The 15,748-nt window shown below is 71.9% G+C and carries 14 protein-coding genes; 7 read left to right on the top strand and 7 right to left on the bottom strand.

What is annotated here, in order from left to right; genetic code table 11:
* The first annotated feature begins 29 nt into the window (after positions 1-29).
* Together IEY87_RS14050 and IEY87_RS14055 are read left to right on the top strand one after the other, a co-directional pair.
* Positions 30-953, top strand: coding sequence for an ABC transporter ATP-binding protein (locus IEY87_RS14050; protein ID WP_189139065.1), 924 nt, complete (start codon positions 30-32; stop codon positions 951-953).
* Positions 950-2,539: an ABC transporter permease gene (locus tag IEY87_RS14055; protein ID WP_189139066.1), complete on the top strand. Its 1,590-nt coding sequence runs from the start codon at positions 950-952 to the stop codon at positions 2,537-2,539. Before IEY87_RS14050 ends, IEY87_RS14055 begins: the two co-directional genes overlap by 4 nt.
* Before the next feature lie 57 nt (positions 2,540-2,596).
* Here IEY87_RS14055 and IEY87_RS14060 read toward each other — a convergent pair whose 3' ends face one another.
* Together IEY87_RS14060 and IEY87_RS14065 are read right to left on the bottom strand one after the other, a co-directional pair.
* On the bottom strand, positions 2,597-3,271 hold the full coding sequence (locus IEY87_RS14060) for a class I SAM-dependent methyltransferase (protein ID WP_189139067.1): 675 nt from the start codon (positions 3,269-3,271) through the stop codon (positions 2,597-2,599).
* Between the two features lie 213 nt (positions 3,272-3,484).
* Positions 3,485-4,063, bottom strand: coding sequence for a hypothetical protein (locus tag IEY87_RS14065; RefSeq protein WP_189139068.1), 579 nt, complete (start codon positions 4,061-4,063; stop codon positions 3,485-3,487).
* 258 nt (positions 4,064-4,321) lie between these two features.
* Here IEY87_RS14065 and ligA point away from each other — a divergent pair, with 258 nt between their 5' ends.
* Positions 4,322-6,463: an NAD-dependent DNA ligase LigA gene (ligA, locus tag IEY87_RS14070; protein WP_189139069.1), complete on the top strand. Its 2,142-nt coding sequence runs from the start codon at positions 4,322-4,324 to the stop codon at positions 6,461-6,463.
* A gap of 158 nt (positions 6,464-6,621) precedes the next feature.
* Here the strand turns inward: ligA and IEY87_RS14075 are convergent, their stop codons facing one another.
* The 3 genes from IEY87_RS14075 to IEY87_RS14085 are packed head-to-tail and all read right to left on the bottom strand — an operon-like array spanning position 6,622 to position 10,901.
* Complete coding sequence (locus IEY87_RS14075; RefSeq protein ID WP_189139070.1) at positions 6,622-7,725, bottom strand: S-methyl thiohydantoin desulfurase family protein; 1,104 nt, start codon at positions 7,723-7,725, stop codon at positions 6,622-6,624.
* Positions 7,710-9,572, bottom strand: coding sequence for a hydantoinase/oxoprolinase N-terminal domain-containing protein (locus tag IEY87_RS45715; protein WP_225277344.1), 1,863 nt, complete (start codon positions 9,570-9,572; stop codon positions 7,710-7,712). Before IEY87_RS45715 ends, IEY87_RS14075 begins: the two co-directional genes overlap by 16 nt.
* Positions 9,573-9,587: 15 nt before the next feature.
* Positions 9,588-10,901 (bottom strand): purine-cytosine permease family protein, encoded by a 1,314-nt coding sequence (locus IEY87_RS14085; protein WP_189139071.1) that lies wholly within the window; start codon positions 10,899-10,901, stop codon positions 9,588-9,590.
* A gap of 320 nt (positions 10,902-11,221) precedes the next feature.
* Between IEY87_RS14085 and IEY87_RS14090 the strand changes: the two genes are divergently transcribed.
* Both IEY87_RS14090 and IEY87_RS14095 read left to right on the top strand, forming a co-directional pair.
* Entirely contained in the window at positions 11,222-11,635 is a 414-nt protein-coding gene (locus tag IEY87_RS14090) for a hypothetical protein (protein ID WP_189139072.1), read from the top strand.
* The gene (locus IEY87_RS14095) at positions 11,635-12,534 is read left to right on the top strand and encodes a class I SAM-dependent methyltransferase (protein ID WP_225277343.1); all 900 of its coding nucleotides are present in this window, start codon (positions 11,635-11,637) and stop codon (positions 12,532-12,534) included. The genes IEY87_RS14090 and IEY87_RS14095 overlap by 1 nt, the downstream gene beginning before the upstream one ends.
* A 62-nt stretch (positions 12,535-12,596) precedes the next feature.
* On the opposite strand, the gene IEY87_RS14100 is transcribed toward IEY87_RS14095, so the two are convergent.
* Entirely contained in the window at positions 12,597-13,319 is a 723-nt protein-coding gene (locus tag IEY87_RS14100) for an SRPBCC family protein (protein WP_189139073.1), read from the bottom strand.
* Position 13,320: 1 nt separating this feature from the next.
* Complete coding sequence (locus IEY87_RS14105; RefSeq protein ID WP_189139074.1) at positions 13,321-13,908, bottom strand: ArsR/SmtB family transcription factor; 588 nt, start codon at positions 13,906-13,908, stop codon at positions 13,321-13,323.
* 160 nt (positions 13,909-14,068) lie between these two features.
* Between IEY87_RS14105 and IEY87_RS14110 the strand changes: the two genes are divergently transcribed.
* Both IEY87_RS14110 and IEY87_RS14115 read left to right on the top strand, forming a co-directional pair.
* Positions 14,069-15,187 (top strand): winged helix DNA-binding domain-containing protein, encoded by a 1,119-nt coding sequence (locus tag IEY87_RS14110; protein WP_189139411.1) that lies wholly within the window; start codon positions 14,069-14,071, stop codon positions 15,185-15,187.
* A gap of 251 nt (positions 15,188-15,438) precedes the next feature.
* Positions 15,439-15,747, top strand: a complete 309-nt coding sequence (locus tag IEY87_RS14115) for a hypothetical protein (RefSeq protein WP_189139075.1) — start codon at positions 15,439-15,441, stop codon at positions 15,745-15,747.
* Position 15,748 lies beyond the last annotated feature (1 nt).

Below are 15,748 nucleotides of genomic sequence, written 5' to 3' on the forward strand. Positions count from 1 at the left end.
ATTTCGTGAAATTCATGTACGCTCGCCTCATGTCAAACGTGATCTCCGTGTCCGGCCTGGTCAAGACCTTCGGCCGGACGCGGGCACTCGACGGGCTGGACCTGACGGTCCAGGCCGGTGAAGTGCACGGCTTCCTCGGTCCCAACGGGGCCGGCAAGTCCACCACCATCCGGATCCTGCTCGGCCTGCTGCGTCAGGACTCCGGCACGGCTCGGCTGCTGGACGGCGACCCCTGGCGCGACGCGACCACACTGCATCGCCGGCTGGCCTACGTGCCCGGCGACGTGACCCTGTGGCCGACCCTGTCCGGCGGCGAGACGATCGACCTGCTCGGGCGGATGCGCGGCGGGCTCTCCCCTCAGCGCCGGGCCGAGCTGCTCGACCGGTTCGAGCTCGATCCGCGTAAGAAGGGGCGCGCCTACTCCAAGGGGAACCGGCAGAAGGTGGCCCTGGTCGCGGCGCTGGCCTCGGATGCCGACCTGCTCATCCTGGACGAGCCCACCTCCGGCCTCGACCCGCTGATGGAGACGGTCTTCCAGGAGAGCATCCAGGAAGAGCGGCGCAAGGGACGCACGGTGCTGCTGTCCAGCCACATCCTGGCCGAGGTCGAGGCCCTGTGCGACAGGGTGAGCATCATCCGGCGCGGCCGCACGGTGGAGACGGGCACCCTCGCCGAGTTGCGCCACCTCACCCGCACCTCGATCACGGCCGAGCTCACCGGCCCTGTCCCCCCGCTCACCGGAACGGCCGGCGTGCACGACCTGTGGACGCAGGGCAACCGGCTGCGCTGCCAGGTCGACGGTGACGCGCTGGACACGCTGCTGGGCGAGCTCGTGAGAGTCGGCGTGCGGAGCCTGGTCAGCCGGCCGCCGACGCTGGATGAGATGTTCCTGCGTCACTACGCGGACGATCTGACGGGCGCGGCCGGAGAGCGCGCGGTGGTGCGGCGATGAGCGCCCTCACCGGCACCGGCGGCCTGATCCGGCTCATCCTGCGACGCGACCGGGTGCGGGCGCCGGTCTGGTTCGGGCTGGTGGCGCTGCTCGTGATCGGGGTCGCGGCCTCGGTGGCCGGCGCCTACCCCACCGAGGAGGCGCGCCAGGTCTTCCTCCACACGACCAACGGCGACCCGACCCAGCTCATGATGATCGGCCCGATCTATGACCCGTCCCCCGGAGGGCTCGCCGCGTGGCGCGTACGCGGGCAGGCCGCCCTGCTCATCGCGCTGGCGAGCCTGTCGCTGGTGATTCGCGGCACCCGCGCGGAGGAGGAGACCGGCCGTGCCGAACTGCTGGGCTCGACCGTGGTGGGCCGGCACGCGGCGCTGACGGCCGCGCTGACCGTGGCGTTCGCCGCCAACCTGGTCACCGCTCTGGTCGTGGCACTCGGGCTGATGAGCCAGGGCCTGCCCGCTCGGGGCTCTCTGGTGATGGGACTGTCGGTCGCCGCGGCCAGCTGGGTCTTCGCCGCGCTCGCGGGCCTGACGGCCCAGCTGACCAAGACCGCTCGCACCGCCACCGGCATCGCCGTCACGGCGATGGGCCTCCTGTACGCGGTGCGCGCGGTCGCCGACGTCGGGGAGAGCTCCTGGGTGTCCTGGCTGTCACCGTTCGGCTGGACGCAGCGCATGCGGCCCTTCGCAGGCGACCACGCCTGGCCGCTCCTGCCCGTCATCGGCCTGATCCTGCTGCTGGTGGCCGTCGCATACCGGACATCCGCCCGCCGGGACCTGGGGGCCGGGATCCTCCCTCCCCGGCTCGGTCCCGCCCACGCGACGCCGGGCCTGCGCAGCTCGCTCGCCCTGGCTTGGCGACTGCAGCGGGGCACGCTGCTCGCCTGGGCCGTCGCGTCCACCGCTTTCGGCGCCGGGCTGGGAGGCGTGGCGCGGAGCGCCGCCGAACAGCTGAACGCGAGCGAGGCCCTCAGAGGGCTGATCGAGCGGATGGGCGGCAGCCGTCCCGTTGACGGCTTCTTCGCCTTCGTCATCTACCTGATGAGCCAGGTCATCACGGTGTACGCGATTCAGGCGACCCTGCGACTGCGGGCGGAGGAGACCTCCGGCCGTGCCGATGCCGTCCTGGCCGGCCCGGTCGGCAGGCTGCGCTGGGCAGGCGGCCACCTGGCCATCACCGCGGCCGGGTCCGGGATCGTGCTCGCCGGGCTCGGTCTCGGGATGGGGCTGGTCCATGGGCTCTCCACGGGAGATCCGGGCGGCGAGATCGCGCGACTGCTGGGTGCGAGCCTGACGCGGCTGCCTTCGGTCCTGGTGCTGGCCGCCATCGCGGCGCTGGTGTACGGCCTGCTGCCACGGCTCGCCGCGATCATCGCCTATACCGCGCTGGGCCTGTGCCTCGCGCTCGAGTTCGCGGTCGAACTGCTGCGCGCCGACCCGTCGGTGTTGCGGGTGTCGCCGTTCGCGCAGACCCCTGGGCTGCCGATCGCCGAGTTCACCGTGACGCCGCTGGTCCTGCTGGCGGCCGTCGCCACCGGGCTCACCGCTGCCGGGCTGGCCGCCCTCTACCGTCGCGACCTCGGCTGACCCGCGACCATCGCGGCGTTGAGTCTGGCCCGCGACCGAGGAGAGCCGAGACATGGCTCAGCCGGTCGCCGAAGCCGCCGTCCGGCCGGGAGCTCGATAGACCGAGACGGCGAACGGCCGGTGCGCCGCGGTCTCCACGAACTCGCTCACCCGCGACACCGCCCCGCTGGCGTCGACGAAGCGGTGCAGCCGCCTCGCCTCCGGCCAGGGGTGCACCAGCACCAGAACGCCGCCGGGGGCCAGCAGGCCGATCAGCTGGGCGCTGGCCTGGCGCAGCCGGTCGCCACGGCCGACGTAGTAGAGGGTCTCCGAGCAGAACACCAGGTCGTAGCGGTGCTCGGCGGTGAAGGTGAGCAGGTCGGCCGCGACCAGCAGCGTCCGGTCAGCGGCCTCGGCGACCCGCTCGGCGGCCCGTCGCAAGGCCCGCTCGGAGATGTCCACCGCCGTGACGTGCGCGTCCGGATGGGCCCGGACGAGCCGCTGGGTGAAGACGCCCTCGCTGCAGCCCATCTCCAGGATGCGCCGGTAGGGGCCGGCGGAGACCTGGGCGAGCGTGGCGGCGTACTTGGCCTGCTCGTAGGCGTCCGTGCCCATGTTCCACGGGTCGGGGCGGCGGTGCCACCAGTCGAAGTAGCGGCGCAGCAAGGCTCCCTGCCCCCGCGAGGAGAGCAGGGAGAGCGTCCGGAAAAAGGCGCGGTGCATCTTGTCCGCCAGGTCTTTCGCGGCGGTCATGCTGTCCCTACCGCTCGCGGGACCCTGGCGCGCAAGCAACTCATCGCTCAATCCTGCATGACGTCGATCCACCGTGCGCGGAGCCGCGCGCCCCGTTCAGCCGCCCCGCGCGGCCGCCTCGTCCAGCCGCCCCGCGCGGCCGCCTCGTTTAGCCGTCCCGTTCAGCCGCCTCGTTTAGCCGTCCCGTTTAGCCGTCCCGTTTAGCCGTCCCGTTCAGCCGAAGGTGATGCGGCCCGCGCCGGAGATGGCGCCGGTGCCGCGGATGGCGCAGGTGAGCACGCTGTCGGAGGACGTGATGCCGCCGCGTGAGCGGGCGCCTGCCAGCGGCCCGCTGGTCACCGTGCCGGTCAGCAGCCCTCCGCCCGCGCTGCGGTCCGCCAGGTCGCCGCCGCCGGTGCGCAGCTTGGAGCTGCCGATCGGGCGGCCCGCCGCGTCGTACCAGGTGATGGTGGCGATGCCGCGCAGCCCTCGGGTGCCCGCGCAGGAGGCCTGGCCGGCGGCGCGCAGGGTGATCCAGGCCGACCGGAGCCGGGGACGCGAGCCGCGACAGCCGCTCAGCCACAGGGCGCCGCGCACGGTGACCTTCGCCGGCATCAGCCTGAGCTCCGGGACGAACGCCGGCGGGCTGCCGGGCGGCGTGCCGACATCGCAGGCCAGCGTGGCCGGGCCGGGCGCGGCCGGGCCGGGCGCGGCCGGGAGGAGGGGGACGGTGCGAGCCTGGGCCGGAACGGCGGTGAGGCTCAGCACGGCCATAACCCCTGCTGCGGCGGCGCCGATCGACGTGACGTTCATGAGACCCCTGACAGTCAGTGATGGTTGCATCACATTCTGTAGCACTCGCCTGGCGGGTGGGGTGAATACGAACAACCTTCGGGGCCGCGTCGCGCTCACCGTGCACGGTCTCGCCTTCCGGCCCGCCGATACAGCCCCGTATCGCCGTGCCGGTCTCCTTCCGGCCCGCCGATACGGGGCTGAGCCGCAGGTGAGGGCTTTACCGAGCAGGCGGCGGGCAGGGCGGAAATTGTCGGTGGGACACGGCACGATAGGACCATGACTGACGCGCCCCCCATCACCGTCCTGCCCGACCACGCCGCCTACGTGGCGGCGGTGCAACTGGCAGTGGACGCCAACGCGGCCTACTACGGCGCGGGCGAGTCGTCGCTGGACGACGACTCCTACGACCGGTTGTTCCGTGGCATCCAGGCTTACGAGGCCGAGCACCCCGACGAGGTGGTGCCCGACTCCCCCACCGGCAAGGTGGCCGGTGGGGCGGTGGTCGGCGATGTCCCGCACACGGTGCCCATGCTCAGCCTGGACAACGTGTTCTCGGCCGAGGCGCTGGCCAAGTGGGTGGCCGGGCTGGAGCGGCGGCTCGACCGTCCCGTCGCGGCCTACAGCGTGGAGCCCAAGCTCGACGGCCTGGCCATCTCGGCCCGTTACCACGGGGGACGGCTGGTCCAGCTCGTCACCAGGGGGGACGGCGCGGCGGGTGAGGACGTCTCGCACGGGATCGGCACCATCGTCGGGCTGCCGCCAGAGCTGGCCGAGCCGGTGACGGTCGAGATCCGCGGCGAGGTGCTGATGACCAATGAGCAGTTCGAGGACGCCTGCGCCAAGCGGCAGGCGCACGACGGCACGACCTTCGCCAACCCGCGCAGCGCCTCGGCGGGCACGCTGCGCGCCAAGGACCGGCCCTATGTCTGCGAGCTGACCTTCTTCGGTTACGGCGCGCTGCCGCTGCCTCCGGACGACGACTCCGAGCTCGCCACCCGGCTGCGCGAGCTGCCGCACAGCGAGGTCATGCGGCTGGTCGCCGAGCTCGGCGTGTCGACCACGGCGGCGACGCCCGTCGCCGGCATCGTGGCCACCTCCCTTGAGCGGATCCAGGAGCGCATCGGCGAGCTGGCCACCGCCCGGCCGGAGCTGCCGTTCGGCATCGACGGCATCGTGATCAAGGCCGACAGCGCGGCCGACCAAGCGGAGGCCGGGTTCGGCACGCGGGTGCCGCGCTGGGCGATCGCCTACAAGCTGCCCGCCACCGAGAAGATCACCAAGCTGCTGGGGGTGGAATGGGGCGTCGGCCGCACCGGCATCATCGCCCCACGGGCCAGGCTGAAGGAGGTCGAGCTCGACGGCAGCAAGGTCAACTACGCCACGCTGCACAACCCCGCCGACATCGCCCGGCGCGGGCTCAAGCTCGGTGACTCCGTCATGGTGTACAAGGCGGGCGACGTGATCCCCCGGGTGGAGGCGCCCGTGGTGCATCTGCGTACGGGTGAGGAGGAGGAGATCCCCATCCCCGAGGTCTGCCCCAACTGCGGGAGCGAGATCGACAAGTCGCAGGAGCGGTGGCGGTGCGTGCAGGGTCGTGCCTGCAAGGCCGTCGCCTCCATCCTCTACGCCGCCGGGCGCGACCAGCTCGACATCGAGACGCTGGCGGAAAGCCGGATCGTCCAGATGATGGACGCCGGGCTCATCGTGGACTTCGCCGACCTGTTCACCCTCACCCGGGAGCAGATCCTCGACCTGGACCGGATGGGCGAGACCAGCACCGACAAGCTGCTGGCGGCCATCGAGCAGGCCAAGAGCAGGCCGCTGAGCAGGGTGTTCTGCGCGCTCGGGGTGCGCGGCACCGGGCGGTCGATGTCCCGCCGGATGGCACGGCACTTCGGCACGATGGACGCCATCCTCGCGGCCGACTCCGAGGCCATCCAGGTCGTCGACGGCATGGGCAAGGAGAAGGCGACGCTCATGCTGGCCGAGCTGGCGGAGCTGCTCCCGCTGATCGACAAGCTGAGGGCGGCCGGCGTCAACATGACCGAGCCGGGCGTCACGCCGCCCGCTCCGGGCGGCGTCGCGTCGGCCGCCGGAGCCGTCGACGGCGAGGAGGCCGGGGTGGCCGGTGGCCCGGGAGAGGCCGCCCTGGGGGACCCGGTCATGGAGCTGCCGCTCGCCGGGAAGACGGTCGTGGTCACGGGTTCCATGACCGGCAAACTGGGCGAGCTGTCCCGCAACGAGATGAACGAGCTGATCGAGAGGGCCGGCGGCAAGTCGTCCTCCAGCGTCTCCGCCAAGACGGGCCTGCTGGTGGCGGGCGAGAAGGCCGGATCCAAGCGCGCCAAGGCCGAGTCCCTGGGCGTGGAGATCATCACCCCTGACGACTTCGCCACCGTGGTGGCCGCCTTCCTCTGACGCGCCAACGGGACTGGCCGGAGACTGCCAACGGGGCTGGTCTGGGGCTGCCAACGGGACTGGCCGGAGGCTGTGGGTGTAGTGGGAGCGCGGGTTTCGGCGGCGCAGCCGAAGGCTGTGGGTGTGGGTGTCGTGGGAGCGTAAGTTTTGGCGGGGTGTCAGGGGACGGCGGTGAGGTGTTCGACGGGGGTGTAGGGGTCGGCGAGGCCGAAGGCGGTGGGGCCGAAGCAGTCGAGGGCGTCGGGGGTGCGCATGAGATCGGGGGTGGAGATGGCGAAGACCGTCAGGCGCTGGCCGTACGACAGCGCTTCGGTCGTCACCGGGGTGCCCGTCTCGCTGTTGAGGGTGCAGATCAGGTCGGGGACGATGGCCACCACCCGGCCGTTGCGCCGGGCGACCAGGTGCTCGTTCTGGAAGGTGATCTCCAGCTGGTCGCGTGGATCCGCCAGGTCGGCGAGGGTGACGTGGCCGCGGGCGAAGCCGTCCACGGTCTTGCGGTCCACGTCCGTCACCTTGCCTCTGAACAGCACCAGGCCGTGCGTGTAGAGCGTGCCGGACAGGGCGGCGGCCAGCGCCTGGAAGGGGTCGGCGTGCTCGGCGCGGGCCTGCCGGAGCGCGGCGCCGAGGCGGCGGGCGAGGGTGAGCGTGCCGGGCACCGCGGTGCGGCGGACGGTGGCGGCGTCCATCGGATAGTCGCTGATGTAGGAAGCGCCGCCCATCTGAATGGTCATGGCGCGGGCCAGCCACTCCATCCGGCGGTTGTCGGTGGCGTTGATGATGCCGGTGTCGCCGTGGTCGGAGGCGATGGCCATGGGCGAGCCGGAGACGCCGTAGACCGCGAAGGTCTCCATCTGCAGCTCGGGGAAGGCGCGGCCCATGCCGTCGGCGTCCACGACCGGCAGGCCGAGCTGGGCGCCGAGCAGGAGCGGCATCATGCTGTTGAGGCCGCCGCACTCGATCGGCATGGTGGCGGCGGCGGTCCGGCCGAGGTGGGCTTCGAGGGCGCGCAGGGCGGCGATGTTGCCCGCGCCGGACGGCAGCTTCTCGATGAAGACGGTGGGGGCGCCCATCATCGCCGACGGGATGACGAGGGCGTCGTCGGGCAGCTCCGCGGCGTCGATGATGGTGACGGTGCGGCCCGCTTTGAGCTGCTGTTCGACGAGGAGGCGGCCGATGTAGGGATCGCCTCCCCCGCCGGTGCCGAGGACCGCCGCGCCTTCGGCCAGGTCGCGCAGTCCTTCGAAGGTCAGGGCGTAACCCACTGGGGCTCCTCCTCCGTGCGGCTATGGCGGGCGAGGTCGAGGTCGCCGACCGCTTTGACGCGGACCCGTACGGCGTTGCCGGGCAGGTAGCCGACGTGGACCTCGTCGATCTCGACCACGTCGACGGTGTCGCGGGCGGCGCCGGCCGCGACGGCACGTTCGACGGCCTCCGTGCGCGCCTGGTCGAGGACGTCCTCGCGGGTGTGCGTGGCGGTGATCGCGAACAGCCGGTCCACGTCGCCGCCGATCTGGCCGATGGCGGCGCCGATCGCGTTGGCGACCGCGTGGTGTTCCGGGCGGTGTACGGAGGGGATGCCGGGCAGTTCCGCGGGCATGAGGACGCTGCCGCCGCCGACGATGATGACCGGCAGCGGCGCGGCGGACACCCGCATCCGTTCGACCAGGTCGGCGACGCGGGCGGCCATCCAGTCGATGCCGCGCCGGACCAGGTCGGGGTCGAGGTGGCGGACGAGGGCGGGGTCGCCGATGTCGGCCAGGCCGGCCGCGACGGCGAGGTCGGTGGCCGTCAGGACGGAGCCGCCGAAGACGAGCGCCTGCTCGGTGAGCTGATAGCCGACGGATTGCGGCCCGACCGCCAGCCCGTCCCGGCTCGCCTGCCGGCCGGCGCCACCCTGCCTGCCTGAGCCGCCGTATCCGTCACTGCCACCATGCCTGTCCCTGCCACCCTGCCTGCCTGAGCCGCCGTATCCGTCACTGCCACCGTGTCTGTCCCTGCCACCCCGTCTGTCGGCTCCACCATTCCTGTCAGCTTCACCGCGGCTGTCAGCGCCGCCGTGCCTGTCTGCTTCGCCGCGCCCGTCGCCGCACCAGCCCTGTCGCCGGTTCGGTCCGTACTCCGTGCCCGGTCTGTATCCCAGGGCGTGGGTGACGTGGCTGCCGCCGCCGAGGCCGATGGACAGCACGTCGGGCATGCGGAAGTTGGTGCGGACGCCGCCGATGTCCACCTCGCCGGTGGCGGCTCTCGGGTAGCCGCCGGTGAGCACGCCCACGTCGGTGGTCGTGCCACCGATGTCGACCACGGCGCAGTCGGCCCGGTCGGCCAGGAACGCCGCGCCGCGCATGCTGTTGGTGGGGCCGGAGGCGAAGGTGGCGACGGGATAGCGGCGGCAGTGGTCGGCGTCCATGAGGGTGCCGTCGTTCTGCGACAGGAACAGCGGCGCGGCCACCCCCACGGTGCGCAGCGCCTGCTCGAACGCCTCGACGATGTCGTCGGCGAGGTCGCGCAGGCAGGCGTTGACGACGGTGGCGTTCTCCCGCTCCACCAGACCGACCCGGCCGATCTGGTGGGACAGACTGATGTGCAGGTACGGGAGTTCGGCGCGCAGGATGGCGGCGGCCTGCTCCTCGAGCTCGGTGTTGACGGGCGAGAACACCGAGGAGACGGCGACGCTGCGGATGCCGCTCGCCTCGATGGCGGCGGCGACCCGCTTGAGCTGCTCCGGGTTCAGCGGGGAGATGGGGCGGCCGTCGAACTCGTGGCCGCCGTCGCACAGGTGGACGCTGGGCCGGATCGCGGTCAGCAGCCGGTGCGGCCAGTCGACGAGGGGCGGCAGCGCGGCGGTGGCGGGCAGCGCCAGCCGGACGACGGCGGTGGGGGCGAGGCCGCGGCCGGTGACGAGGGCGTTGGTGAAGTGGGTGGTGCCGATCATCACGGCCGTGATGCGGGCGCGGTCGACCCGGCCGGCGGCGAGCAGCCGGCGCAGCGCGGTGACGACGCCGCCGGTGACGTCGTGAGTGGTCGCGGTCTTGATCTCGGCTACGACGGTGGTCTGGTCCATGAGGACGGCGTCGGTATGCGTACCGCCTACGTCGATCCCTACGCGCACTGGTGCTCCCGCTGATCAGGTGGTGCGTGGCTTCGCGCTCAGGCGGCCGATGACCGCGTACAGGATGAACGCCGCCACCAGGGCGTTGAGGGCGGGAATGCCCCAGGTCACGAAGTGGCCGATGAGGGCGGCGGCCGGCCAGGCGATGAGCGCGGCGGGCACCCAGCCTGGCGCCGAGGCGGGCAGCTCGCCGCGGGCCCGGGACTCCGCCAGGTCGGCCCGCCAGCGGCGGACCACGTAATACTCGGCGATCAGGATGCCTGCGATGGGCGGCACGGCGACGCCGAGCAGGATCAGGAAGCCCACCAGGTGGTCGGCGATGCCGAACGCGGCGAGCGCGGTGCCGACCAGGCCGAGGGCGATCGTGACCTTGGCGCGGCTGACCCGCAGGCCGAAGGCGGTGTCCAGGGCGTTGGTGACGCCGAGCGAGGAGGAGTAGAGGTTCCAGTCGTTCACTTTGAGTGTGGCGGTGACGAGCACGATGGTGCCGACCACGCCGGAGGTGGTGGTGACGATGGCGACCACGTCTCCGGTACGCAGCGCGTGCGCGAGCAGGACGCCGACGAGGGCGAGGACGTACTCGCCGAGAGTGATGCCGACGATCGTCTGCTTGACGACGTCGGCGGCGCTGCGGTTGAACCGGCACATGTCCGGGCTGATCGTCGCGCCGACGATGAATCCGCCCGCCACCAGGGTCGCCCCCTGGGCCAGGCTGATGACGGGGCCGGGAGGGGCGGAGGCCACGAGGTCGCCGAGCGGCTGCTTGGCCAGCTCGACGGCGATGGCCCAGCCGGCCAGGGCAAGGAAGGCGGGCACGGTGATCCACGCGGTCCAGGCCATGCCGGCGAACCCGTGCACCACGATGGCGGTGATGACCAGGCCGCCGAGCACCGACCAGACCCAGACGGGCGGACCGCCGAGCAGGGCGGCCAGGCCCTGCCCGAGCACGGCGGACTGGACGCCGAACCAGCCGAGCAGGCTGACCGCGAGGACGACGCCGACGAGGCCGGAGCCGTAGCGGCCGAACCCGGCCCAGCGGGCCAGGAGGGTGGTGGACATTCCTTCGCGCATCCCGGCCACGCCGACGGCGATGGCGGCGAGCTCCAGGATGGCGGCGCCGATGGTGATGGCGAGCACGGCGTCCCAGAAGGTCATGCCCATGCCGAGGGTGGCGCCGAGCAGGAACTGGGACAGGGCGCTGAGCAGGCCGAATCGTTGTACGGCCACGGTGGCCCAGCCGTAGCGGGCGTTGGGGGGCACGCGCTGGAGCGCGTAGTCGTCGCGGACGATTCCCTCATCGGACAACGCGGCGTCAGCCGGTTTCGTCATGCGGGCTCCTGTGACGCGGGTGGGGGCGTGATTGAGACGTTAAGTCGGTTCGCGATCTATGAAAAGGGTCAAGCGCGATCTACGCCGTGACCTCGTCTCGCCGACGTCTGACGGCGGGGGATTTGCCGCGAACGCCGACTACCGAACGTGACCGCACGGGCGCGTCCAGGGAAGGTGATCTCGCGCGAAAAAGGTGCCTAAGTAGCCGTCTGACCAGGAGTAATACAAGTTCACCCGGCCAGGTGTGGCGTAGTGGCACAGGGGGGAGACACGAATACGTACAGTGACGAATCGATGTCACTAAGTGATCAGGGGGGATCATGAAGGGTAGTTTCATCGCCGCTGGCGGGGTGCTGCTGGCCGCCGCTGCCATGGCCACGGCCATGGTGGGTACAGCCGCCGCCGACGACGACAAGCGGAACCAGCGGGCGTCCATGTGTGTCCTGGACGCCCAGCAGGACGCAACCTGGCTCCGCATCGACCAGCACTCGGTCACCGCGGGCACCCGGGACGCCAGTGCGTGCAAGGGTCGCGTGATCTACAGGGTCGATGACGACAAGAAGGACGACCGGCGGGACAAGGACGACGACAAGAACGACCACAGGCGCGACAAGGACGACGACAAGAACGACCACATGCGCGACAAGGACGACGACAAGGACGACGATCACGGCCACCACCACCACGAGTGGCTGCAGCCGGGCTGGTGGGGCCTGGACGGCTTCGGCGGCTGATGATCAACGGGTCGGCCCTGGGACCACACGGGTTCCAGGGCCGGTCCTGGCCGTGCGCCCGGAGAAGGGCCGAGCGCGGGCCCGAGAACTGGTTCGCGGCGATCGAGAACCTGGTGCGGATCCTGCGCGAGACGGGTCTCGACGCGCGCACCGACCGCCTCTTCCTCGCCCCTGTGGCCCTGTGTCCTGAGCCGTTGGCGGAAAAGCTGGCCACCGGCATGGATTCATGGTCGTTTGGAGGGGTGAAGGCCGCTTATGACGAGATCGCCGACTGGTACGAGCAGGAGTTCCTCTCCCGGGGCGACCCTCTGGGCCTCCAGCGGGTGCTGCGCGACCTGCTGGGCGAGGGGCGGGGACCCTGCCTGGAGATCGGCTGCGGCACGGGCGTGCACGCGGCACTCGTCCGTGAGCTCGGCTGGACGCCGGCGGGCGTCGACCTGTCCGCCGGGATGCTGCGACACGCCCGGGGCCGCCTCCCGGCCGTACGCGGCGACGCTGGGCGGCTGCCGGTGCGCGACGCCCGGCTGCCCGCCGTGATCGCGATGATGGCGCACACCGACATGCCCGGCTACCCTGCGGTGCTGCGCGAGGTGGCCAGGGTGCTGCGGCCCGGCGGGATGTTCGTGCACGTCGGCGTGCACCCGTGCTTCTGCGGCGGGTTCGCCGACCGGACCGACCCCGAGGAGGTGCTGGTACGGCCCGGCTACCTCGACGGCCGCTGGACGAAAAAGTCCTGGACCGACCAGGGGGTTCGCGACAAGGTGGGCGCGAGCCACTGGCCGGTGCCGGACCTGCTGCATGCGTTCCTGGAGGCGGGGCTGGTGCTGGAGCGGTTCGCCGAGAGCGGCGGGGCCGTGCCGGTCGTGCTGGCCATCAGGGCGCGTAAACCTCAGCCGTAAAGCCACTGGAACCAGGCGCGCGGACCTCGGCCGTAACGTCGCCGGCGGCAGGCGCGTCGGTCTCAGTCGTAGAGTCGGTGGAGCCAGGTGTGCCAGGCGGGGCTCTGGTTCTCGGTGGCGCCGAACAGGTGGTGGGAGGCGATCATCGTGCCGCCCATCCCCTGCAGGAATCTGTAAAGGGCGTCGTCGGAGCGCACCCCGAGGGTCTGGGGGCCGAGGTGGTAGACGACGCCTTCGACGGGGGCGAGGCCGTCAGGTGCGAAGCGGACCTTGTCGCCTGCCGACGGGTGCCCCAGCTCGGCGTACAGGATCTCCCAGGCGCGCGGCCAGTCGGTGATGGGCGGGCCGAACTCCGTGAGGGGAGTGGCGGTCCGGCCCGCGAAGTGGCCGAGGTATTCCACCAGGGTGGCGAAGAACATCGCCAGACCGCCGGCCATCGCCTCGAACTCGGTCTCCCAGTCGTCGCCCGGCAGGAAGCCGCTGGTCACCATGCGTACGGTGGTGCTCGCCCGGTCACGGCCCTCGATGAGGAACTCGTAGGCGACGAACCGCCCGTCCTCGGCCGTGCCGCTGGTGTGCGCGAAGCGGTGCGGCGGCTCGGCGGCGGTCACGGTGGAGGCCGGCAGGTCCATGCCGCCGAAGGCGGTGCTGACGACGCCCCCCGCCACCTCGTTGCGGCCCATGAACCATGAGTCGATGCCAGGGCCGGTGGAGATGGCCTCCCACACCTCCTCGGGCGTCGCCTCCACCAGAGCTTCCTGGGGAAGCTCGAACTCGTGGCCCACCTCAGTGCTCCTTCGTCACGGCGGGGTGCACGGCGACCACCAGGCGGTGGTCGCGGCCGCCCTCGGCGCTCTCGTCGTGGTATTTGCTCACCAGCGAGGTGACGGCGCCGGCCAGCTCCTCGGCGAAGGCGGCGCGGTCGGCCGCGGAGGCGAAGCGGATCTCGCCGTCGATGGCGAAGGTGGCCACCCGCTTGCGGGCCTCGGTCGCGCCGGTGACCAGCGAGCCGACGTCGCGGACGAGCTGGGCGGCCAGGGCCAGCAGCCAGCGGGCCGACAGCCGGTCGGGGGATCTGGCGGGGTCGGGCTGCACCGAGGCCAGCGCCGTCGGGGAGATCACGAACGAGGCGGCCGTGGCCTGCATGACCCGCTCGGTGACGTTGCCCTTCTTGCGCTCCTCGACGAGCTCGACCAGGCCGTGCCGCTCCAGCGTCCGGAGGTGGTAGTTGACCTTCTGCCTGGCCAGGCCGACCTTGGCCGCCAGGGAGGTGGCCGAGCCGGGCTCGACCAGCTGGGCCAGCAGCTTGGAGCGCATGGGGTCGAGCGACGCCTCCGCTGCCGCGGGGTCCTCGATCACTGCCACTTCGTACATGCGCCCACGATCGCACCGAAAAAAATACTTGTCAAACAGCCCTCCCTGCATGCCGGGACTCGACCGTACAACGCCTGAAATTTCCAGATAAATGCGGACGCGGACGTTCCGCGATGGCTTCTACCCTGGTCGTACAGCTTGAGGAGGACGTGTGATCGAGATGTCGTGGCAGCAGGTCAGCGCCAGGAGGCTGGCGCGTGCCGGGCTGGCCGCGCCGGTCCAGGACGGGACCCCTGCGCAGGTGGTGACCGCGATGTGCGGGGCGCACGCGCAGGTGATGTCGGCGAGCGAGCTGTCCATCGCGCTCCGCCTGGAGAAGGCCACCCGCGCGGACGTACGCCGGGCGCTGTGGGAGGAGCGCAGCCTGGTCAAGACGTACGGGCCACGCGGCACCGTACATGTGCTTCCCGCCTGCGACCTGCCCGGATGGGTGGGCGCCCTGTCGTCGCTGCCCACGGGGCGCAGCCCCTTCGCCGAGAGCGTCCGGATGACGCCGGAGCAGACCGACGAGGTGGTGGCGGCCATCCGCACGGTGCTGGACGGGACATGCCTGACGATCGACGAGCTGACCGACGCGGTCGTCGCCGCCACCGGGCCGTGGGCGGGCGAGCCGGTCATGCCCGCCTTCCAGACGATGTGGCCGCGCTGGCGGCAGGTGATGGGCCTGGCGGCGCACCGGGGCGCGTTCGTCTTCGGCCCGGTCAGGGGCCGCAAGGTCACCTACACCGCCCCACCCGGCGGTCTCCGTCCCGCCGACGGGCGGGCCGAGCTGGTCAAGGGCTATCTGAGCGCGTACGGTCCCGCGACCTCCGGCCAGTTCGCCCGGTGGCTGGGCGCGCCGAAGCGGTGGGCCGAGGCGCTGTTCGCGTCGATGGAGCTGGAGCAGGTCCTCTTCGAGGGCGAGCGCGCCTGGGTGGTGGCCGGCGACACCGAGGTGCCCGACGAAGCGCCGCGAGGGGTGCGGCTGCTGCCGTACTTCGACGCCTACCTCGTCGCGGGCATGCCGCGCGAGCTGCTGTATCCGGGACCGGCCGCCGAGCGGGCGCTGGCGGGCGGGCAGGCGGGCAATTTCCCGGTGCTGCTCGTGGACGGGCAGGTGGCGGGCGTGTGGCACCAGCGCCGCTCGGGCAGCAGGATCGACGTCACGGTGGAGCCTCTGGCCGAGCTCGGCCGGGCGCGGCTGGACGAGCTCGACGAGCAGGTGGCCCGGGTCGGGGAGATCCTGGAGGGCAGGCCCCGGCTCACCGTCGGCGCGGTCACCGTGGGGCCGCATGCCTGAGATTTCCTGACCTGACGCACCCGCAAACATGGGCAGCCGTTGGGCATGGATCCACCTGACGAGCGGTAGGCCTGGGGGGACAGTCTCGTTCGAGGAGTTTCGACGTGTCGCTCACCCAGGTCCGGCCCACCTGCGCCCGTGGCGTCTTAAGGCCGCCTTCCCGGCGATCTCTCCGCTGTGGGTACGCCCGCGCCGGAGGTCGCTCAGGACCGTGCGCGTGGCCCCGCAGGCACCCGTGCCACCGACCGGCCGTGGTGCATCCGGTCCTCGTGGTGCCCGCCCCGCCCGTACTGCCCGTCCCGCGGCCGGTGCCCGCCCGGGTCAGCACGCCGGCGGAGGTCCAGACCGGCAGCCACGACGAGCCGCGCCAGGGCTGGCAGCACCTGGGGGGCACCCGGCTGCCGCGCGACCGCTTACTACCGTCCTCGCGACAAGCGGGTCGCCACAGCTTCGGCCCGATCATGTGGCCACCGCTGTTCACCGCCGGTCTGGGCTGGCTCACCCGCATCGCCGTCGAGCGGACCTTCGGCCGCGGGCTCGCGGCCGGCAAGCACGCCTGAT

This window comes from Nonomuraea glycinis, from assembly GCF_014646515.1.
GTDB lineage: Bacteria > Actinomycetota > Actinomycetes > Streptosporangiales > Streptosporangiaceae > Nonomuraea > Nonomuraea glycinis.